We start from the raw sequence: 18,650 nt of genomic DNA, 5'->3' as shown, positions 1-18,650 counted from the left end.
AAAATTATGAAAAAAATATTTGAGGTTTTACGAAACACCCAGACACAGAGCTGGTCATTAGATCAGGTTGTTACAAAAATTTCAGGAACAGACCATCAAGGTATTTCTGGTGAATTTCCTTTTACCATTGGTGATAGCTGTGAAGGGGTTTTAACCCTTGGTGAACCTGGTTCTGGTAAAACATCAGCCATAGCACGGGCATTTATCATGGCCTATTTAAAAGCCCAATATGGAATGGTTTACATTGCTGTAAAACCAAAGGATAGAGACTGGTTTGAAAGCCTTGTTAGAAAAGCAGGACGGGAAAGTGACCTTGTCATTTTTAATGAGAATTCAGGTTTTAAGTTTGACCCCCTGCTCTATGAAATGGAGCGAAATTCTCGGGGTGGTGGGCAAGTCAACTCTATTGTAGAGACCATTGAACTGCTGGATTCACTGGTGAACCCGTCTGGTTCAGGCATTGAAGACGCAGGGTTTTGGAAAAACAGTAAACAGCGTTTGACAAATGCTGGCTGTACTTTACTTTTTCTGTCAGGCGAGGACATAAATATTGAAAACCTTAAGGAACTAGTGATGCTTGCAAATGAAAGCGAGGGCATCATCAATCAATACAAAGATTTGGATGCTGTACTGCACGATATTACAATCCCTGAAAAGGAGAAGAGAATAGCACTCGATGAAATGGCTGAATTGATGGAACGTAATTTCCTGATTAAATGTATCATGCACGCTGATGACAATACCTATGAGATGGAGGAAGAACATGGAGAGTTTAAAACGGCATCTGAGTACTTCTTACGGCAATGGAACAGGATTGCCGATAAGACTAGATCCAGTGTCATTGAAACTTTGCTGGGCCAAATGGAGCAACTCAACGGCAGAATTTTAAAACGTTGCTTTACGGGAGGTATTTCAGACGAAATTCGTCCTGAAAAAACCATTGAAGGGAAAATAATCTGTGTAGATTTTTCAAGTCAGAATTTAGGTTTGGCCGGAAAACTGGCGGCGGGATATTATCGCATCACCTGGGCAAAGGAAATGCTCCGTAGAAAGTGCCCGCCCTCCTCCTCAACGGATAGGCCCGTCGCCCTGATAGTCGATGAGTACCATGCCTCGATGTTCCCAGAATTCGACCCATCATTTCAGAATACAGCAAGGTCGGCCCGTGTAGCGACCCTTGCATTAACCCAAGGGGTAAATGCAATCAAAATGTCACTTGGCAATTCCAATGTGGAGTATAAAGCTAAGAACCTGATGAGTTGTTTTACTACCTCTATTTTTGCCTCAAATTCCTGTTCAGACACAAACAAGCATAGCAGTGAGAAGATCATGGAAACACCACAGGAAAAAAAATCCAAAAGTGTTACCAGCGGTTCAAAAACAGAGAACACTTCAGAAGAATATGTTCCTCAGGTTCGCCCGATTGAGTTCACTAAGCTAAGACGTGGGAGCAAGGCTCATGATATGAAAGTTGATGCCTTTGTGGTAAAGGCTGGTAAGTGGAGAGACTGGCGAGGCGGTAATTTCATTCGGGCCACATTTAGCCAGTAAAGTATGCAATCGAGGGTTGTGGAAAAAAGAAAATTACCCTTTGTAACGAAGATTTGAAGCCGCTAATCTAAAGGCATCAAATCTGAGTGTCTAAATTCTTAGACGAGTCGTCTGTATCCTAATTTCTCTTTACTTATTCACCAGGAAAACCTTCTTTTTTGAAGGCCTTATCATTTCAACACTGTCTTATGTTACGAATAAACTCCTTAAAGAACGCTGAAAAAGCAGTAACCTACTACGATGATGGATTAGCTCATGGTGATTACTATGCTTCAGGAGAGAAAACAGCTGGTTATTGGCATGGTAAGCTTGCAAAAAAACTAGGCATACTGGGTGAAGTTCATCGAGAACAGTTCAAAAATATTGCCAAAAACCGTCATCCCATAACCGGAGAAAAGCTCAAACCCCGTGACAAGGCCAATGCTCGCATTGGCTATGATTTTACATTCAATTGCTGTAAGTCGGCTTCTCTAATTCACGCCATTACCAAGGACGAGGACATTCTAAAAGCTCATGAGTATTCTGTTCGGTTTGCTATGAATGAGGTCGAAAAAAACATGCAAACGCAGGTAGGTCAGGGAAGCGATAAGCATTATGCAGCTACAGGTAATTGCCTTTATGGAGCTTTTACACATTTTACTACGCGTCCTGTAGCCACAGAAGATAAAGGGGAAGTGATAGCTGTCCCAGATTGCCACCTTCACACACATGCCGTTGTTCAAAATCTAACCTTCTATCAAGAAAGCAATAGCTACAGGGCTATAGAAGTCTCTATCATAAAAAGAGAGGGTTTGTATTACGAAGCTTTATATCAATCAAAATTTGCAGAGCTGCTCCAAAAGGCAGGCTATAAGATACAAAGCCGAGGCCGTTTTTTTGAAATCGCTGGCATTGAAAAGCAAACCTTGGATAAGTTTTCGAATAGAACAAAGGTGATTGAGGCTCTTGCCAAAGAGCGAAAAATCACCAATCCAACAATCAAAAGTAAGGTAGGAGCATGGAGTAGAAAGAAAAAAGAGGAAGGTCTAGCCACAATTGATTTAGATAAACTCTGGTTAGATAGACTTACTCCTGAAGAGCATACAGCCATCTTGAACGCTAAAGGCATGCATAGCCAAGAAGAAAAGGAATCGAGAACCGTTGAAAAAGAACTTAATCTGGCCTTGGAGCATTTTCTGGAAAGAAAATCAGCCATTCCTGAAAAACTGGTATTAGCTAGGGCAATAAGTAAAGGAATAGGTGATTTTTCTACTGAAGACGTCAAAAATGCCCTGAAAGAGCGAACTGACATCGTTGGTGCTAAGAGAGGAAATACCAGAATAATCACCACCAAAGAAATGATTCGGCTGGAGGAAGAAAACTTAAACTTTGCAACTGAAGGAAGAAATTCGCAGAAGCCTCTTAATGCTAACTTTCAAGCCACTAATCCCATTTTGAATCAGGATCAAGTGAATGCCGTCCACCATGTTTTAAATAGCAAAGACAAAGTTATTTTGGTGGGTGGTGATGCCGGTGTTGGAAAAACCACCTTGATGAAAGAGGTGAAAATAGGTGTTGAACTCGCAGGTAAAAAAATGCTCGCCCTTGCTCCTTCAGCAGATGCTTCTAGAGGGCAATTACGAGACAAAGGTTTTGAGAATGCTACGACGATTGCAGAATTCCTGCAAAGCGACAAAATGCAGGAAGACTTCAGAAATCAAGTCTTGTTGGTAGATGAGGCCGCCATGGTTGGAACACGAGACATGAACGCCCTCTTCAGGGCTTCTGATAAATCCAATTTACGTGTCATCCTTGCCGGAGATTTCAAACAAATACAGGCTGTTCAAGCCGGAGATTCCATGAGAGCAATTGAGCAGAAAGCTCAGCTTCCGATTGCTAGAGTAAAGGAAATCGTTCGGCAGAGGGACAATCCCCAATTAAAGTCCGCAATACAATATATGGCAAATGGCGAGCAGTTAAAAGCTTATAATACCCTAGAAAAACAGGGTGCTGTTAAGCAGATTGAAGATAAGCAGGACAGGGAAAAAGCCATTGCCAAGGAATTTGTAAAAAACCTAAAAAATAAAACCTCCGTCATGTTGGTTGCTCCAACGCATAAGGAAGGCGAACAGCTTTCTAACCAGGTCAGAAGTACAATGAAGGAGGCCAATTTGATTAGGGGAGAGGAGCGAAAATTTGAAACCCAAAGGTCTTTGAATTGGACGGAAAGTGAGAAACAGGAGGCGGAAGGATACAAAAACGGAATGATTGTGCAGTTTCATAAAAGAACGGAGCATTACAGGCATGGCTACCAGTATAAAGTCAATGGACACGATGAAAAGGGCAATGTCCGTATCAAACGCGGGGAAGAGGAGGCCACCCTAGATCTGAAAACCCATCAGAACTTTCAAGTATTTGAAAAAAGGGAATTACCCATTGCCAAAGGTGATCACATAAGAATAACGGGCAATGGCAAATCCATTGATAGTAAACCTGTCCATAATGGCCAAATTCATAAGGTGGAGGGTTTTGACCCAAGCGGAAATATTCAACTGGAATCGGGCAAAACGATAGGTAAAGACTTTGGTAGTTTTGCTCATGGGTATTACCGCACGGCCAATGCCTCTCAGGGCAAGGACGCTTCTGTTCTATTGCTTTCCCAAACCGTCCAATCAGCTCCTGCGATTAATGAGCGTACATTTTACGTCAGTATTAGTCGTGGGGTGAAACAGGTTCAGGTTTTTACTGATGATAAACAAGAACTCAAAAAATCTATCTTAAAACAAAGCGACAGGATGGACGCTCTTGATGTAGCCAGTGAGGCGGCGGAACAACGAATGTGTAGCAAAGAACATGAAGCCATAAATCAAAAAATCAGGGAGCAAAAATCATATACCCATGAATCAAAGCAAACGAATAGAGGATTTACGCCAAAAGTGGCGGAACGAGAACACAATCCAACCCGCTAGCGAAAACGAAACGAAGAAAAAACTTTATGAAACTACTTTTGTAAAATGTTTGACCGATGGCGATGCTCTAAAGCGTTTTTCCCTTCATCTAAAAAACGGGAGACAGCTTGCAATTCCCTACGCCCTGCTCCCTTTGTTTGAGCTAGAAGCAGATGGTTGTTTGAATGTTGTCTCTGGTAATTTTAAAATTACCATCAAAGGAAGAAATCTAAGAAAACTCATGGATTGGTTTTGTAGAGAGGTGGTTATAAGTATTTCCGAAAGCAAAACTGGTATGGATACCGAACAAGAAAATGAGGTCTTTGTCTCCTCCATTACCATAGAAGGAAGAGCATTTGAATAATTTACGCGATTTCTTAAAAAATGCTTGCTGACTGAAAGAAAAAGTAATGTATAGGGTCTTCTATTTTAAAGCTTTCAGGGATAGTCCTTTTAGTTGAATACAAGGCTTTTATAGAGATTCTCAAGGTATTGGAAGATAACTATCGGTGTTAGTTACTTTTGGGGAATAAATCAAAAAGCAAATGGTGTATTGTAAATTCTGTATTCAGGCGTAAGTGTAGGCTGTCAAAAGTAAATTGATTTTCTTCTATTGAATTATCTTTCGTACGAATTAAATCGCCCTCGGGAGAAATCAGAAATTTATCACTTAACTTTTTCAGAATTGCAGTTTTTATGTTATTACTATCGCCATCTATAATAAAACCAATCATTCCGCCAAAGGTTAGATTTTGAGCATACTTTCCATTGAAATAGCGTAAAACCCCACCATCGAAGATGTTTTCATTGTTAGCGTCTTTTTTATAGGTATTGTAGCAAACATACTTATCTACCAAATCTTTACTACCATCTAAATTTTTGCATTCAAAATAGAAGTCTTGATTTTTCCAATATGTATTATGAATGGTAATGTCATAATTACCTTCTACATCCTCATCATTAGTTTCTTCTCCCTTCACAGAAAAATTTAAACCAAATTCTCTGTTCGCTTTCAATTTGAGGCGAACAAATTTTGCTATTTCCCGTTCAGTTCTTGGATATTGCTTTTTCTTTTCTTCTTCAATTTTAGACTTTAATTCAACACTATCATAATTCTTATAGAAGTCAAGCAAATAATAAAACACCCACTTTTTCCAAAACTCATCATCTAAAGTTTTTAAACGATTAGTGTTTTTTGGAAATGGAAGTGACGGTCTTTTAATTCTAATGTATTCCCTCTCCATCTACATTAGGTATTAAGCGTTTTAAAATATCCTGCCCATCTTCAAAGGCTTTTGTTTCTGTCCAGTTTTTATTTGTATCTTCTTTAATGATGAACACACAGTCCTTCCCGAAAATCTTTTCCTGACTTGCTAAAAAGTTTGCATTAGGGTTTTGCTCAAAAATTTCATTAAGCAAATATTTCTTTGCTTTAGTAGCAATTGGACTATTGGAGTTATTATTAAAAGATATTTTTACAACGATTAAATTGAAATCTGTAGGGGTTTCTTCAATGGTTATTGAGCTTTCAAAATAAAATCCTACTATTTCCTTTAAAGTATTCTTATATCCGTCTAAAGCTTTTCTCTTTCTTCCAATTCTTGATTTTGGAAGAAAATAATCATTAACTCTCTGCTTTTCCCAATATGACAGCTCGAATAAATCATAAATCAACTCATTCAATTTCTGTTCTTTTTTAATATATTCACACTGTCCTTCCGACAAACCTTTACTTATATCTGATATTTGTTTTACAATATCTTCATTTAGTTCTCTCGGTACAGGAATATTCAATATTGCATCATATCCTATCTTCGTATAAGATCCGTCAACCCTTTTTCTAAAAGACAGGTCAATCACATAATTAATAAGATGTGAATTGATTAATGCAGTATATAGATAGATGTTTTCATTTTCTTTTGGAAAAATGGAATATACATCAAAATTGTAGAATATTTTATTTAAACTAACAGTAGCTTTTAATTCTTTTCCTGTCCTATTGATAAGGATTTTTGGAAGGGCATAAATATTACTATTTCTTGTTCTCTGAAAATTAGAAATATCTCCCAAGTACATTCTGGGGCTGTTATTATACCCAAATCTATATAGATCCCCAGGTTCTAATAACGGAGTAGGAAATTGTTTAACATATGATGTGTTTGTATATTTTTGTTTGAATTTATTGGAATAGGTTGTTCTTTGTTCTTTAGTTAGTTTTTTGTATTCACTTTCCGAAATGTTGAACTCTGATAATATTTGTTCTTTACCTACGATTTGAAGTCCATTATTTATTTTGCTTTTAGAACCTTCAAGAGTGATAATACGATTATCTAAAATATCATTTTGAAAATGAGTTTTATTTACAAAATCTAAATCAAATTGATTTCCTACCAAAAAATTTCTTAGTCTTATTTGTTTGGTTTTAAGTTCGATTTGAACAATTTCAATTGCTTTGTCTTCCTGAATTATAAGTGATTCAAAGGGTTTTTCTGAAAACAGCCCCAAATCCACAGGATAATAATCAATAATACTATCTTCAAGATTATTTGTAAAAATAATAGCTACAACGCTCTCTTTCGCCTTTTCAAACAATATCTTCTTTACCCTTGACAGCTCATAAATTTTTTCAATTCCATAGTGGGAATAAAAATACTCTTGAAAAACCTCCGAATAATCATTGTAAAAATTAGAGCTGTTTGAAACAAATCCAAATCTTGTATTCTCATTGCTCCAGTCTTTGATTTTTAAAAAAAAGCATTGAGATATTTGAGATTTGCCTACGATGTTCTTTGCAACTTTTTTAGTATCATCAGAAATAGCAACCTGATAAGAATTTAGAAAAGATATTTCATTCTGAAATTCTTCTGTATTAGGTATTTTAAAAAATGGCGGGTTCCCAACTATATACGAAAATACCTTGTCTTCAAAAGGTTTGTCCGAGGCTTTAAGCGTATTAGCGTGTTTTATATTCTGAAAAAACGAATACTCTGAAAAAAGATTAATTTTTTTGCTCTCTTTTAGTTTCTTTGCTATAAAATCTTTGATTTCTGAAGGGTTAATCCCAATAAAAATCTGTAATGAAAGAGAGAACAATGTAAATCGCTGAGCTGTTAATTCTTTTTCTATTCCAAATATATTTTCAGACAAAAGTTGTGTTCGATACTTTATCTTTTCAATACTATCTTTCGGCTCTAAATTCTGCTTTTGAGCTATTTCTAAAAGCCTTTGATATCCTGTAATCAAGAACATCCCCGAACCACTCGAAGGGTCTAAAATCGAACCTATTTTATCTTCTTTTATTACATCATCTACAATTAATTGTGCTAATTTTTTAGGAGTATAAAATATACCGTTATCCTTTTGCTTATCGGATAAAAAGACTTCGTAAATGTAACTTATAAACTCAACAGGTAAAACATCAAACCTAAAATCGAACAACCTTAACTGACCTGTATTTACATTGTGATTAAAAGAGCGTGCTATCAGTTTACGTACCTCACTCGTCAAATACTTATCATCTATCGTTGGCTGGTCAAAAAGTGCATTGTTAAATATTTCGTGAATGATTTTATAAAGCTTGTTGATGTCTGTATTAGAATTGTTTTCTAGTAACTTTTCGTAATTAACATTATCACATTAATCGTGAAAATTTCAAATAGGGCTTATTGGAAGGAAATCAAATAATAAGTCCAGCTCTTTTTGTGTTTCCGGCCTCCTCCCAAAAAATATAATATTTTGACTTTCAAGTGTTCTAGTAGTCATTGATATATTGTTTCCTTCTTCATTAACGATGGTTCCATCCCAGTACAAAGTTAAAGATAGGTTACCCATTAGGTATGAAGATCTCTCGTCTTTGCCACAGTCTAAAGAGAACCCTTTGTTACATATTGCCTTTTCTATATCAAACGACTCTTGGCCTAAATCCAATTCTGACTCCCAAGCTGTTATAACTTTATCTGCTAATTCAAGAGTTTCGAGATTATCTACAAGGAAAGTTTTTAAATCTGTCTTGCCGTCTGCCAAAATTTGAAAGCTCTTTCTGTATGTTATGGCCGAATTTGCTAAAGAACTAACTGAATGATACGAATCACCGGCAGGCAAATGTGGTATTTCTGGTACACTTCCCATTCTAAATGATTAATTAGGTTCAATTGTTTTGTTTTTTTCAGAACTCCTTCCAATTCTCGAATCTTTTTCAAACTGCTTCACTCCAGCCCCAAAATATTGAAAAGATGAAACCTTCTTACCGTTTATATTACTAAACAGGCTCTTAGCTAGTTTCTGGTCTCTCTGAGCTAATTCATATCCAAGATTAAAGTATTTTATTTCCTTTTCGTCCGACATAATGTTTTATTTTGATGCATGTAATTCAAGGTACTCATTTATTGATTCACAATCGTAAAGAATCAATTTATGCATTGGTTGAGAAAATCTTATATCCCCTTGATCCCTCAGTCGTTGCAAAGTGCTTTTTGATTTTATTCTTAATAAACGCATTGCTTCTACATCACTGATCCATCGATCTTTTTTTTCTTCTCCTTCCGGCCGTAGTCGTTCAACTGTTAGCTCGACAAGGCGGTAGAAAGCCATTTCCTCCAGACAAATTACTTCCATCCAATTAAGTATTATTTCCTACACGGATTTCCAAAGACTCAAACACCTCTCTATGGAAAAAGCCAGCAGTGAGTATGTCCTCCTTTTTAACAGAAATATCAATTTCAAATTGCCTATTTTCTTTAGTCAATCTGGAATGATTAAAAACTCTATCCACCAATTTAACTAAGGCTCCTCCAAAATTTCGTTTATCTGAATCTCCATTCTGCCTTGCAGGGCTTTCAATGTCATATTTTTCGATTGCTTTCATGTAGAAGACGTTTAGACAAATCCTCTTTTTATCATCTCTGTATCCACTTATAAGTGGTTTAAACTTTAAATATGTAGATTCCTTTGGAACAGGAACAATACTTCCAAAACCTACAAATATCTTATCATTTCTTAATGTCATATATATAGGTTTGCCTTCTTTCACAGAACTACTAAACAACTTCTCTAATTCGTCTCCATGTTTTTCAACGGATCGAATTATAGACACCTCATAGCCATCATCTCCCTTCAAAAAACTAGTTAACTTAGTATAGCCATTTAGTACAGATGTTATTAGTATGGCTAATATAAACGATATTATAGAAGTCCATAAATAACTTATGTGACGTATCGGAAAATGTGATAATTCAGTATCTAAAAAGCTGACGGTTGAGAAAAAATAAATCTGGGCAAAATGCCTAATAACAAAAGATGCCCCAAGAAGAAATATTCCGACTATTATTGAATTAATAAGAATTCTTTGTGAGCTTAATCGCTGATGATTAAACTTAAATATAAGGCAGTTCAGTAGAAGATAATATCCTCCGCATAAGGGAAATATAAGTAAGTTATATGGTAACAACTATTATTTGAAAGTCAAATTCATTTCCAATTTACTTAGTAAAATCCAGCGACTGCTCCGATTTGTTTTGGTTTAAAATTTGCTGATAAACCTTCATTTGCTTAATACTATTAATAGCTTCCTTCACTTCCTTTCTATTGTAAAAGACAGCGTCTTCTACATACAATTCCCCGTCTGAGGTACCCCTAACCCCATCGTCCTCTTTTTTCCTAAAAAGCGTTGTTAGATACATATAAAAATCCTTGAAAGGGTTAAGTGTTTTTTTAATGATGCGACGAATATAAGTTATCATAACAGAAAATAAAAAGCAATTTGACGAAATAACACATTTACCATCTAAAATAAGATATAGGCAATACAAAGTAAGAAATCGGGAAATAAATCACCCGTGTCATAAAATTTTAACTTCAAATTTGTTGCCAAATTTCACAGAAAGGAGAATAGAATCATTTAGCAACACTTTTCAACATTAAACTATTGTTCCAATTAACTATTAAATTTTCCGGAGACATATTGTAAATAATATTCCTCACTAAGGGTTACAAAATCCTCAAACAAATTTAATCCTTCTACTTGGTATATTCAGTTAACAATTTTGTTATTAATGTAATTCCAGAACGATTAAACTATTCGACGGACACCTTATTAGCGAGATTATGTTGGTTTTTCAGTATACAATAAGTGAGCTACCGCAGTAGCCTGAGCGGTTAGACCCCGAAATTCATTACCAAGTTCAATAAACGAGCCTATGAGAATAAAAAAATATACCTTATTAAGCTTCTAAAGAAAATAATTAATCCCGCTATATTCACATTTAATTAGAAAAGAGTACTCAATTAGCCATTAATCTAGAGTTAATTAAAAATTAAAATAAAGCATAAAAAACATATGACCCCACAACAAGAAAATTTTATTAGCGACTATTTAAAACATCTTATTAATGGAAACGCAGCAATTTTTGCAGGAGCTGGGCTTTCTGTAGGTGCCGGATTTGTAGACTGGAAAGGTTTACTTCGTGACATTGCAAAAGAGGTAGAGTTAGAAGTTGACAAGGAAACAGACCTTATATCACTGGCACAGTTCCATGTAAATCAAACGGGAGGCAGGGGTAGGTTAAACCAAAAGATAATTGATGAATTCACCGAAGAGGCTGAATTAACAAATAATCATAAGATACTTGCTAGTTTGCCTATACGAACTTTTTGGACTACAAATTACGACTCTCTTCTAGAAGATGCTCTTGTAGCAGCAAATAAACGGGTAGACGTAAAGCACACCCCTTCTCAATTATCAAATGCAAAATATAAACGTGAAGCTGTAGTCTATAAGATGCATGGAGATGCTAGGCACCCCGAGCAAGCAACACTTACAAAAGATGACTACGAACAGTATTATAAGAAAAACGAGGGTTTTATAACAGCCTTAAGCTCAGATTTGATTTCTCAAACTTTCTTGTTTTTAGGTTTTAGTTTTTCTGATCCAAATCTAGATTACATTTTAAGTAGGGTAAAACTATCTTTGGACGGAAACACACGTCCTCATTATTGCATAATAAGAAAGGTTTCTAGAAGTAATTACAATAGCGATGCTGATTATGAGTATGCTACACGCAGACAGGTCTTAATGATTGCTGACTTACGAAGATTCCAAATACAATCGATAACAATTGATGAATTCTCCGAATTAACTGAAATATTAGCAGAAATAGAAAAACGATATAAACAAAATACCATATTTATATCAGGAAGTGCTGTTCATTATACACCACACAAAGAAAAAGAGTCTTTGGAGTTTATCCATAACCTAAGCAAGGAGTTAATTAAAAAAAAGTATTCGGTTGTAAATGGTTTCGGTCTTGGCATTGGAAGTGCTGTGATCAATGGAGCTTTAGAAGCAATCTACAGTTCTCCTAATAAATATAGTGAGGATCAACTTATAATGAGACCATTTCCACAAAAGAAGACAGGGAACAAAGACCTCCCTGAATTGTGGAATGATTATAGAGAAAGGATGATCTCATTTGCTGGGATAGCAATTTTTGTTTTTGGTAATAAGTTGAGTGAAGATAAAAAGGAGGTAGTTTCAGCCGGTGGTGTAAAAAAAGAATTCGACATTGCTTTATCGCAAGGGGTAATTCCTTTACCAATAGGTATCACAGGAAGTATTGCAACAGAGCTATGGGAAGATGTTGAGAAAAAATTTCCCGTTTTATTTCGCGATAATAGTGAAGTGAAAAATGATTTCATTCTATTAAATGACCCAAAAACCACACTCAAAAAATCTATTACTTTAGTTGTATCTATCATAAATCAAATAAACAAGAGAGGATAGATACTAAGTAAATTGTTTATCTAAAAGCATTTGTTTCTAAATAGTATGGATTTAAACGAATATCAAGAAAAAGCCAAAAGTACTGTTCAAAAATATAATTCTCCTGATCAAGAAAATTTCTTTCTTGGATACCTTGGTTTGGCAGGGGAAGCGGGGTCTGTTTTGACTACTGTAAAAAAATTAATTAGGGACGGGGACGGTTTTGGAAGCTTTAAAGAGAAACTTAAAGAAGAACTAGGAGATGTCTTGTGGTATGTCTCTGCTATTTCTTCCCACTATGGTTTTACTCTTGAAGAAGTTGCTAAGTTTAATCTAACAAAGGTGCTTGATCGTTACGAGGAGATTGCTCTGGCCCAGATCCCAAGGTTCGACATAAATTATGCAGAACAATTTCCAGATAATTTTATTGTCAACTTTATTGAAGAGCCTGGAGAACACTTCCCATCCGTTAAGATGGTTTGGGAAGAATCGAACTCAGGTCAAAATACTGACTTAGGAAGTCCACTAACAGATAATTCAAAAATAAAAAACGACTATCGCTATCATGATGTTTTTCATTTGGGATATGTGGCTTACCTTGGCTGGTCACCCGTATTAAGAGACCTTATGAAATTAAAACGAAAAAGCGATGCCATTACTCTAGATACCGAAGACAGAGGGAGACCCCAGGTCGCAGAAGAAGCTGTGACCTTGATTATATATAATTACGCCAAAAGCAACAAGATGCTAAAAGAGAGTGATAAAATTGATACTGAATTATTGAATTTCATAAAACAACTTGTAATGGATTTAGAAGTTGCAACAGTAAGTTCGTTTCAATGGGAACAAACCATTATCCAGTCTTATAAGGTCTTTCATCAAATTGTTGAAAATAATGGTGGTCGCGTTCTAGTCTCTCCGGGCAACAAGCAATTGACTTATTTAGGTAAATAGGCTCAATAAATTAAAGAAGCATCCTCAGATTTAGTCAATAGAATTAAACCAACTTACTTGCTTAACAGTCAAAGTTTGCAATTACAAAAATGATAAAGCCTAAAGAAGAAATATTTTATTACTATTTTTATTTCGTCCAAGAAAGAATGAATATTTTTTGGAACAAATACAATCAGCAACTCCCATGGACTGACGATGATATAATCCAAAAACATAAATTTACCAATGTTTACAGAGCATCCGATAGAGTAAGCCAGTATTTAATAAAAAATGTAATTTATCAGGAAACTAGCTTTACGCAAGAAGACATCTTACTGAGGATTATTGTTTTCAAAATATTTAATAAGCCTGAAACTTGGGAATATTTAGAAGATCAAGTTGGGGTGATCACGCTTGATAACTTTGACGTTCAAAAAATTAACAAAGTATTATTAAAACGCAAGAGTAAGCATCCAATATTTAATAACGCTTATATGATGACGGGCACTCATTCTTTATATAATCATTTACGTTACAAACATGAAAAATGGCTCGATATGGTTAAGAAAGAGATGGTTGGAAATTCAGTCCTAAAAAAAATACTAGATTCAAATTCTTTATCGGAAGTTTATGAATTATTGAGGGGTTGTTCTTTTATTGGTGATTTCCTTGCTTATCAATATGCAATTGACATTAATTATTCTTCCGCAATTAATTTTAGTGAAAACTCTTTTGTTAAAGCTGGTATTGGGGCAATTAGGGGTATAAAAAAATGCTTTGGGCCGTTAGATAAGGGGTACAGCTATGAAGATGCTATAAGATTTACGCAAGATAATTTCGTCGAATATCAGGAGAAGTTTGGATTTACTAAGTTTGAGCCTCTTTTCGGAAGGTCTCCGGCTCTAATAGATTTACAGAATTGTTTTTGTGAAACAGATAAATACTTACGTGCCAAGCTTCCAGAGCTTCAAGTTGGTAATAAAAGGATTAAGCAAAAGTATAAAGAAACTAATAGGCCAATTGAACTCTTTTTCCCTCCCAAATGGAATTTAAATAATAAAATAACAACTCCATCTATAAAACCAAGTATGACAAGCTTAACACTCTTTTAATTAACGCTTAAAAAATATTTCAACTATGAACGAGGAAAGTATAAAAAAAATCACTGACGATATTTCAACCATTCTTTTAAAGAAGAATCAGGACTATGGTGGAGCCAGTTTTGATTTAGGTCTTAATGGAAACATGGTTCATTTATGGGACAAAGTAAGTAGGTATCGCAACCTCGTAGAAAAAGGACGGATGGAACCAAACTTTGAAAGTGTTGAAGATACATTGAAAGATATGATTGGATACGCAATTATAGGCCTTCATATACTTGCCGATAAGACAACAGAAGATAAAATTTATGGCAAAAACTAACAATGTATTTATAAGCCACCACGGTAAAGATGATAGCCACGTACAAAATTTAAAGCAGCGGTTAAAAAACGGTGGTTATAATATTAGAAATAGTTCAGTTGATAGCACAAAGCATCGACCTACACGTCCAAGTGATGAAGTTGTTTCACGACACCTTAGAAAAGGTATTAGTTGGGCTGGAACATTTATTTGCCTTATAGGTGAAAAGACACACACCAGACCTTGGGTAAACTTTGAAATACGGCAAGCCCATCTTCAAGGCAAACAGATTATTGGAGTCTATAAGTACGGCTGTGCAAACTCAGTTATACTGCCGGAACCATTCAAAAAATATGGTGGCCCAGTAATAGGATGGAATTCTTTGGATAAATTAGGAAAAGCCATTGCTGGTGAAAATATTCCATCGGAAACACCATCGGGTAATACTCGAGAACCCATTTATAATATTACTAGAGTAAGTTGTTAAACATAAGAAGTATGAATCTTTTTTCTTACAAAATTGAACACGATTACGGCCTTGCACCTAATCCATTTCATGGTTATTGCACTTTAGCGGTGTGTAAATCCCAGTTGAGAAACAATAAAAATCTTGAAATTGGAGACTGGGTGATTGGAACAGGAAGTGTTGCTTTAAAAAACCTCCATAAACTCGTTTTCGCTATGCGTTTGGAAGAAAAAATCCCTTTTAACGAATACTGGGAAGACAAACGGTTCAATAAAAAGAAACCAATTGTAAACGGTAGTTTAGTTCAGATGTATGGTGACAATATTTATCACCAAATCAAAGGTTCTGGCGATTGGTTTCAAGAAAACTCTGCACATTCTTTATCTAATGGCATAGCAAACAAAGGCCATTTAAAGCGTGATATAGGTGGTGAATTTGTTTTGGTATCCGAAGAGTTTTACTATTTCGGTAACGAATCTCCTTTAATTCCTGATGAGTTTAACGAAATTTGCTCCAAAGGAAGAAGCTTTAAGAGCTCTGCCATACCTCCAGATATAGCTAAGAGCTTTGTAGTATGGCTAAAGAATAATTACTCGAAAGGTATACATGGCGACCCTGTAAGTTGGAAAGAACATCTTGAATAAGCAATGGGTAGAGTACCATTCAGTTCAATATAAGTTTCAATTAACTCTCAAAATCCATCAACAAACCCTGTAAAACCCTCTCTATAAGATACATACGGACACTACATCTCAATTTACATCAACTTATAACCTGTCCCAACCTCTGAAAAAAATAATTCCATCAGTCTCAAATCCGAAATCAAATAAAATTTGAGAAAGAACAAATTCCGTCCTTACAAAGCAAACAACTATTTCACCTATTAAACAGTGTAATTTCATTACAATTTTTGATAAACCTTTGCTCTTAAAGTACTACTTATTCATCAAGTCTTTGTTTGAAAATTGTTTGAAAACAAAAAGACGTTAGAAAGTTAAACCTCCTAACGCCTTGTTTACTAAGTGATCCCAGAACGATTCGAACGTTCGACCGTCTGCTTAGAAGGCAGATGCTCTATCCAGCTGAGCTATGGGACCCTCATGATTAAAAACAAACATGTTTGTTTCAAATCGGAGTGCAAAAGTAAGTGACTTATTATTTTTATGCAATACTCACAGCAAATAAATTATTAAAGTTTTTCAAAAACTCTCCGAAAACCTAAAAATTAGCCCAAAATGCAATTATCAAGAAAGCAATCCTCCTAAAATATCTTTGTTTTAAGACTAATAAGTAGATTTGCATATCAACAAAAAGAAAGAAATGAAATTTTTCCCAGCCCAAACGTACATTGACAGAAGAGCAAAGTTAAAATCTGATGTAAACTCTGGACTTATCCTTCTTATGGGTAATAACGAAGCTCCTATAAATTATCCTGACAATCATTTCAGGTTTAGGCAAGACAGCAGCTTTCTTTACTTCTTTGGTTTAAACCAATTTGGATTAAACGCTATCATTGATACTGAGTCTGGCGAAGAAATTATTTTTGGTAATGAGTTTTCTGTTGAAGACATTGTATGGGTTGGCCAGCAAGAAACTATTGCAGCGAAAGCTGCCCAAGTAGGAATTAGCGATGTAAGACCTAGTTCTAAAATTGCTAGCATACTTTCTGCTGCAAAATCTAAAGGTAGAGACGTGCATTTTCTACCACCATATAGGTTTGACAACAAACTTCAGTTAATGGAGTGGTTAAACTTAGGTGCTAATGAGATTACACCAAGTGTTTCTACTAAATTAGTTAATGCAGTTATTAACCTTCGTTCTTATAAATCGGCTGAGGAAATAACAGAGATGACCCATGCTGTGAATATTTCAAGAGAAATGCACATCAACGCCATGCGTACCATAGCTGCTGGCAAGAAAGAATATGAGGTGGTTTCTGAAATTTATAGAACAGCTAAAGCAAACAACTGCTACTTGGCATATCCTGCCATACTCTCCATAAACGGACAAACGCTACATAATCATGGACACTACAATACCATGACTGGCAACAGACTAGTTCTTAACGACTCTGGTGCTGAAAATGAGATGTGCTACTCGGGTGATATCACGAGAACTGCTCCTGTTTCTGGTAAATTCTCTGACAAGCAAAAAGAGATTTACAACATTGTACTGGAAATGGAGGAAAGCTCTATTGCCGCATTAAAGGCTGGCATAATGAACCGTGACCTCCACATTGACGCGAATAAATTAATGTTACGTCGCCTAAAAGAATTAGGCTTAGTTTCTGGAAACACAGACGAACTAGCTGAACAAGGAATGGGTGGCTTATTCATGCCACACGGTTTAGGCCACCAAATAGGCATGGACGTTCACGACATGGAAGACCTTGGTGAAACCCTTGTAGGTTATGGCGAAGGCTTGACCAGAAGTACGCAACTAGGTTTAAAATCATTGCGTTTAGCTAAAAAACTTGAGGCTGGTTTCGTGATTACAGTAGAGCCAGGTCTTTACTTCATTCCAGAATTAATAGAGCAGTGGAAGGCTGATAAAATGTTCGCAGAGCATATCAATTACGATAAACTAAAAGACTACTACGACTTTGGTGGTATTAGAATAGAAGATGATATCCTAATCACTGAAAATGGACATCAGATTTTAGGTGACAAAATCCCGAAAACGATAGAAGAGGTAGAAAACGCAATGGCAAATTAAGACATGACTAACAACGATATTTTAAGAAGGCTCCGATATACTTTTGATTTATCTGACGACCAAATGATGGAAGTGTTCAAACTGGCCGATTACCGAGCCAGTAGAGCCATGGTGAGCGAATGGTTAAAGAAAGAGGAAGATGAAGACTTTCAGCCGATTGACGACCTCCTTTTAGCTACTTTCTTAAATGGTTTCATCACAAAGAACAGAGGCAAAAAAGAAGGCCCAGCACCAAAACCTGAGCGATATTTGAGCAATAATGATATTCTTAGGAAATTAAAAATTGCCCTTAGCTTTCAATCTGGAGACATGCTTCAGGTATTCCAATTAGTGGACACCAAATTAAGCGAGCATGAGCTTAGTGCTTTTTTGAGAAATCCGAAGCAGAGCCAATTCCGTAAAATGAACGACCAATATTTACGAAATTTCTTACACGGATTACAACTAAAATACAAGCCCAAATAGGTCAGGGACATTTATAAACCATAGCCTCTTTGTCATAGATAAAAGTATCGGTTCCGTAATTCTCTAAATCGGGTCCAACTAGCATAGTCAGTTCAAGTACACCATTTCCTAAAAGCTCTCCTGACACTTTTGCAGGATTGGCTTTATAGTATTCAGGGTCGTCAAACTGTACGCCAGATTCTCTAAAGTACTCGGCAGCCGCTTCAAACTTACCATTGGTAAATTCGACAGGCTCTTGTACTGTGGCGTGAGCACAGTCAAACTCTATATACCATGAATCTTCTTGGACTGCTAAGCTCGCATGCTCTGCTCCCCAATTTCCTAATTGAAGATTACCTAATTCTTCTTTTCCACATGAAAAGAGAAACAAAAGGAGTATTAGACTGAATACTTTCATGTTTTTATCTTTTGACTACTTCTTAATAAACGTATATTC

At 35.9% G+C, this 18,650-nt stretch carries 19 protein-coding genes and 1 tRNA gene; 11 read left to right on the top strand and 9 right to left on the bottom strand.

Annotation, left to right across the window (positions count from 1 at the left end; genetic code table 11):
* Window positions 1-6 precede the first annotated feature (6 nt).
* From AC0L6O_RS04995 to AC0L6O_RS04985, 3 genes are all read left to right on the top strand, one after another.
* Window positions 7-1,551: a type IV secretory system conjugative DNA transfer family protein gene (locus AC0L6O_RS04995; RefSeq protein WP_473306775.1), complete on the top strand. Its 1,545-nt coding sequence runs from the start codon at window positions 7-9 to the stop codon at window positions 1,549-1,551.
* Window positions 1,552-1,739: 188 nt separating this feature from the next.
* Window positions 1,740-4,499 carry a MobF family relaxase gene (gene mobF, locus AC0L6O_RS04990; protein ID WP_473306774.1) on the top strand — a complete coding sequence of 920 codons (2,760 nt, stop codon included), beginning with the start codon at window positions 1,740-1,742 and terminating at the stop codon, window positions 4,497-4,499.
* Entirely contained in the window at window positions 4,429-4,842 is a 414-nt protein-coding gene (locus AC0L6O_RS04985) for a hypothetical protein (protein WP_473306773.1), read from the top strand. Before mobF ends, AC0L6O_RS04985 begins: the two co-directional genes overlap by 71 nt.
* 148 nt (window positions 4,843-4,990) lie before the next feature.
* On the opposite strand, the gene AC0L6O_RS04980 is transcribed toward AC0L6O_RS04985, so the two are convergent.
* The 7 genes from AC0L6O_RS04980 to AC0L6O_RS04950 form a co-directional block, all read right to left on the bottom strand.
* A complete protein-coding gene (locus AC0L6O_RS04980; protein ID WP_473306771.1) occupies window positions 4,991-5,722 on the bottom strand; it encodes a hypothetical protein in 732 nt (243 codons plus the stop codon).
* On the bottom strand, window positions 5,703-7,985 hold the full coding sequence (locus tag AC0L6O_RS04975; RefSeq protein WP_473306770.1) for an N-6 DNA methylase: 2,283 nt from the start codon (window positions 7,983-7,985) through the stop codon (window positions 5,703-5,705). Before AC0L6O_RS04975 ends, AC0L6O_RS04980 begins: the two co-directional genes overlap by 20 nt.
* A 144-nt stretch (window positions 7,986-8,129) precedes the next feature.
* The gene (locus tag AC0L6O_RS04970; protein WP_473306769.1) at window positions 8,130-8,606 is read right to left on the bottom strand and encodes a hypothetical protein; all 477 of its coding nucleotides are present in this window, start codon (window positions 8,604-8,606) and stop codon (window positions 8,130-8,132) included.
* Window positions 8,607-8,615: 9 nt separating this feature from the next.
* On the bottom strand, window positions 8,616-8,822 hold the full coding sequence (locus AC0L6O_RS04965) for a hypothetical protein (RefSeq protein ID WP_473306768.1): 207 nt from the start codon (window positions 8,820-8,822) through the stop codon (window positions 8,616-8,618).
* A gap of 6 nt (window positions 8,823-8,828) precedes the next feature.
* Window positions 8,829-9,092 (bottom strand): helix-turn-helix domain-containing protein, encoded by a 264-nt coding sequence (locus AC0L6O_RS04960; protein ID WP_473306767.1) that lies wholly within the window; start codon window positions 9,090-9,092, stop codon window positions 8,829-8,831.
* A gap of 4 nt (window positions 9,093-9,096) precedes the next feature.
* A complete protein-coding gene (locus AC0L6O_RS04955) occupies window positions 9,097-9,594 on the bottom strand; it encodes a hypothetical protein (RefSeq protein WP_473306765.1) in 498 nt (165 codons plus the stop codon).
* A 361-nt stretch (window positions 9,595-9,955) separates the two neighbouring features.
* The gene (locus AC0L6O_RS04950; protein ID WP_473306763.1) at window positions 9,956-10,156 is read right to left on the bottom strand and encodes a hypothetical protein; all 201 of its coding nucleotides are present in this window, start codon (window positions 10,154-10,156) and stop codon (window positions 9,956-9,958) included.
* Window positions 10,157-10,812: 656 nt separating this feature from the next.
* On the opposite strand from AC0L6O_RS04950, the gene AC0L6O_RS04945 reads away from it, so the two are divergent.
* The 6 genes from AC0L6O_RS04945 to AC0L6O_RS04920 all read left to right on the top strand — a co-directional run bounded on the left by AC0L6O_RS04945 (window position 10,813) and on the right by AC0L6O_RS04920 (window position 15,678).
* Window positions 10,813-12,255, top strand: a complete 1,443-nt coding sequence (locus AC0L6O_RS04945; protein WP_473306761.1) for an SIR2 family protein — start codon at window positions 10,813-10,815, stop codon at window positions 12,253-12,255.
* 45 nt (window positions 12,256-12,300) lie between these two features.
* Window positions 12,301-13,188: a MazG nucleotide pyrophosphohydrolase domain-containing protein gene (locus AC0L6O_RS04940; RefSeq protein ID WP_473306759.1), complete on the top strand. Its 888-nt coding sequence runs from the start codon at window positions 12,301-12,303 to the stop codon at window positions 13,186-13,188.
* 89 nt (window positions 13,189-13,277) lie between these two features.
* Entirely contained in the window at window positions 13,278-14,279 is a 1,002-nt protein-coding gene (locus tag AC0L6O_RS04935; protein WP_473306758.1) for a nucleotide kinase domain-containing protein, read from the top strand.
* A 25-nt stretch (window positions 14,280-14,304) separates the two neighbouring features.
* Window positions 14,305-14,589, top strand: a complete 285-nt coding sequence (locus AC0L6O_RS04930) for a nucleotide modification associated domain-containing protein (protein WP_473306757.1) — start codon at window positions 14,305-14,307, stop codon at window positions 14,587-14,589.
* Window positions 14,576-15,055 (top strand): TIR domain-containing protein, encoded by a 480-nt coding sequence (locus tag AC0L6O_RS04925; protein ID WP_473306756.1) that lies wholly within the window; start codon window positions 14,576-14,578, stop codon window positions 15,053-15,055. The genes AC0L6O_RS04930 and AC0L6O_RS04925 overlap by 14 nt, the downstream gene beginning before the upstream one ends.
* An 11-nt stretch (window positions 15,056-15,066) precedes the next feature.
* Window positions 15,067-15,678, top strand: coding sequence for an Nmad2 family putative nucleotide modification protein (locus tag AC0L6O_RS04920; RefSeq protein ID WP_473306754.1), 612 nt, complete (start codon window positions 15,067-15,069; stop codon window positions 15,676-15,678).
* Window positions 15,679-16,057: 379 nt separating this feature from the next.
* Here the strand turns inward: AC0L6O_RS04920 and AC0L6O_RS04915 are convergent.
* Window positions 16,058-16,131 (bottom strand) — tRNA-Arg (locus tag AC0L6O_RS04915).
* Window positions 16,132-16,354: 223 nt separating this feature from the next.
* Here AC0L6O_RS04915 and AC0L6O_RS04910 point away from each other — a divergent pair.
* Together AC0L6O_RS04910 and AC0L6O_RS04905 are read left to right on the top strand one after the other, a co-directional pair.
* A complete protein-coding gene (locus AC0L6O_RS04910) occupies window positions 16,355-17,749 on the top strand; it encodes an aminopeptidase P family protein (protein ID WP_473306753.1) in 1,395 nt (464 codons plus the stop codon).
* A gap of 3 nt (window positions 17,750-17,752) precedes the next feature.
* Complete coding sequence (locus AC0L6O_RS04905) at window positions 17,753-18,214, top strand: YehS family protein (RefSeq protein ID WP_473306752.1); 462 nt, start codon at window positions 17,753-17,755, stop codon at window positions 18,212-18,214.
* A 1-nt stretch (window position 18,215) separates the two neighbouring features.
* Here the strand turns inward: AC0L6O_RS04905 and AC0L6O_RS04900 are convergent, their stop codons facing one another.
* On the bottom strand, window positions 18,216-18,611 hold the full coding sequence (locus AC0L6O_RS04900) for a hypothetical protein (RefSeq protein WP_473306751.1): 396 nt from the start codon (window positions 18,609-18,611) through the stop codon (window positions 18,216-18,218).
* Window positions 18,612-18,650 lie beyond the last annotated feature (39 nt).

Source organism: Arcticibacterium sp. GJ41-1, assembly GCF_055808875.1.
This window is presented reverse-complemented; position numbering and strand designations above follow the sequence as displayed.

Excerpts from the sequence above, each read along its gene's own strand:
- AC0L6O_RS04995 (WP_473306775.1), top strand. The coding sequence starts at position 7 with ATGAAAAAAATATTTGAGGTTTTACGAAACACCCAGACACAGAGCTGG.
- mobF (WP_473306774.1), top strand. The coding sequence starts at position 1,740 with ATGTTACGAATAAACTCCTTAAAGAACGCTGAAAAAGCAGTAACCTAC.
- AC0L6O_RS04985 (WP_473306773.1), top strand. The coding sequence starts at position 4,429 with ATGAATCAAAGCAAACGAATAGAGGATTTACGCCAAAAGTGGCGGAAC.
- AC0L6O_RS04980 (WP_473306771.1), bottom strand. The coding sequence starts at position 5,722 with ATGGAGAGGGAATACATTAGAATTAAAAGACCGTCACTTCCATTTCCA.
- AC0L6O_RS04970 (WP_473306769.1), bottom strand. The coding sequence starts at position 8,606 with ATGGGAAGTGTACCAGAAATACCACATTTGCCTGCCGGTGATTCGTAT.
- AC0L6O_RS04965 (WP_473306768.1), bottom strand. The coding sequence starts at position 8,822 with ATGTCGGACGAAAAGGAAATAAAATACTTTAATCTTGGATATGAATTA.
- AC0L6O_RS04960 (WP_473306767.1), bottom strand. The coding sequence starts at position 9,092 with ATGGAAGTAATTTGTCTGGAGGAAATGGCTTTCTACCGCCTTGTCGAG.
- AC0L6O_RS04950 (WP_473306763.1), bottom strand. The coding sequence starts at position 10,156 with ATGTATCTAACAACGCTTTTTAGGAAAAAAGAGGACGATGGGGTTAGG.
- AC0L6O_RS04945 (WP_473306761.1), top strand. The coding sequence starts at position 10,813 with ATGACCCCACAACAAGAAAATTTTATTAGCGACTATTTAAAACATCTT.
- AC0L6O_RS04940 (WP_473306759.1), top strand. The coding sequence starts at position 12,301 with ATGGATTTAAACGAATATCAAGAAAAAGCCAAAAGTACTGTTCAAAAA.
- AC0L6O_RS04935 (WP_473306758.1), top strand. The coding sequence starts at position 13,278 with ATGATAAAGCCTAAAGAAGAAATATTTTATTACTATTTTTATTTCGTC.
- AC0L6O_RS04930 (WP_473306757.1), top strand. The coding sequence starts at position 14,305 with ATGAACGAGGAAAGTATAAAAAAAATCACTGACGATATTTCAACCATT.
- AC0L6O_RS04925 (WP_473306756.1), top strand. The coding sequence starts at position 14,576 with ATGGCAAAAACTAACAATGTATTTATAAGCCACCACGGTAAAGATGAT.
- AC0L6O_RS04920 (WP_473306754.1), top strand. The coding sequence starts at position 15,067 with ATGAATCTTTTTTCTTACAAAATTGAACACGATTACGGCCTTGCACCT.
- AC0L6O_RS04910 (WP_473306753.1), top strand. The coding sequence starts at position 16,355 with ATGAAATTTTTCCCAGCCCAAACGTACATTGACAGAAGAGCAAAGTTA.
- AC0L6O_RS04905 (WP_473306752.1), top strand. The coding sequence starts at position 17,753 with ATGACTAACAACGATATTTTAAGAAGGCTCCGATATACTTTTGATTTA.
- AC0L6O_RS04900 (WP_473306751.1), bottom strand. The coding sequence starts at position 18,611 with ATGAAAGTATTCAGTCTAATACTCCTTTTGTTTCTCTTTTCATGTGGA.